This is a genomic window from Psychrobacillus sp. (genome assembly GCF_056205495.1).
Window position 1 is genome coordinate 1 of the sequence record NZ_JBAEAP010000197.1, and the last position, 1,501, is coordinate 1,501.

General features: G+C 36.6%; 2 protein-coding genes. Both read right to left on the reverse strand.

From position 1 onward, the window contains the following. Nucleotides 1–108 precede the first annotated feature (108 nt). Nucleotides 109–804, reverse strand: coding sequence for an N-acetylmannosamine-6-phosphate 2-epimerase (locus tag AC06OU_RS05860; protein WP_475854582.1), 696 nt, complete (start codon nt 802–804; stop codon nt 109–111). Between the two features lie 76 nt (nt 805–880). Then, a partial coding sequence (locus AC06OU_RS05865; RefSeq protein WP_475854583.1) for a YesL family protein occupies nt 881–1,501 on the reverse strand: 621 nt, incomplete at its 5' end.

Below are 1,501 nucleotides of genomic sequence, written 5' to 3' on the forward strand. Positions count from 1 at the left end.
AGCTAAAAACATACCTCTTCGGGAACTTTATATCCGAAAGACTGTGCGTCCGCATTAATTATTGTCTATGCCGGTACTTAGCTTCACCTTTTCAAAGACTACGTGCATTTATGCATTTTTAATGTTCAGTGCTTGAACGAACTTTTCCGTAATATGCTGTGGTCTTGTAATGGCTGATCCAACAACTACTGTGTGTGCCCCTTTTTCTAAAAGGATACTTACTTCTTCAGGGTTATTCACCCTACCCTCTGCTATTACTGGTTGACTCGTTAACCTAGAAAGCTCCTCTACCAATTCTATATCGGGACCGCTGTTACTACTTCTAGTATATGATGTGTACCCTGACAGGGTAGTTGAGACACAATCTGCACCATATTCTAAAGCCTTCAAGCCCTCCTCGACGGTAGAGATATCTGCTAGCACTAATCTGCCATGTTGTTTAATATACGTAATCAGGTCAGGAAGGTTTTCTTCGTTGGGACGCCTTCTAGATGTTGCATCTAGTGCAATCATAACCACACCTGTATCTAGTAGCTCATCTACTTCCTTTCTAGTAGGTGTGATATAAACCTCACTATCCTCGTAGTCTCGCTTTACAAGACCAATTATCGGTAAGCTTGTCACTTGCTCTATTGCCTTAATATCGTCACTTCCATTTGCCCTTATTCCAGAGGCACCACCTTGTTCTGCTGCTACTGCCATCTTAGCCATTATGTTTGAGCCATGTAAGGGTTCATCCTCTAGAGCCTGACACGAAACAATCAATTTACCTTTAACCTTACTAAAGAAGTCCGACTTTCTCATCTAATCACCACTGTTTGTACTAATCTATAAGATTATTATTTTTGTTCAATACCGTCACACCGTTCACCACACAGATTTATTCCGTAATTCCATGTAACTTTTCATATTTTGTTTCAATCTTAGCCTTTACAATTTTGTTCATGCAGGTTATCCATAAAAAGATTACTCCACCTGACAAAAATAGTAACGAAATTGGATAGATAATAGTTATAAAAGTTACCGTCAATACACCTAAAAGGTTAATGAAAGTCCAGTGTGGATAAGAAAACCCTGTAAAGAATGCTGTCTTAAGCGTATCTTTCATACTTAATTCGGATTCTAGTATCATTGGGAAGATATAAAAACTGATTACTAATAAAAAGACTAAGAAAATAGAAAAGGTAACTATTAAAGAACTCCAAATTATATTACTTTCAAAAGAAAGAAATAATCTAAGATCTATAATAAGGATATAAAAGATTAACCCTAGCAAATAGCCCATTGATTGTGACTTCCAATAATTTTTTTTAAAGGATGTTTTAAACGTCCCCCAAACAGATATATCTGTATTTCCTTTTGTCCATTCATTTGTTACTACAAAAGCTGCTCTTGTAGCCGGAAACATACTAAATATAAAAACTCCAGCTATGCATGAGAATAGCCATAACAGATTGAGCTTAACAATTCGTATAAACCAATCAAATCCAGCGTAGATACC

Excerpts from the sequence above, each read along its gene's own strand:
- AC06OU_RS05860 (WP_475854582.1), bottom strand. The coding sequence starts at position 804 with ATGAGAAAGTCGGACTTCTTTAGTAAGGTTAAAGGTAAATTGATTGTT.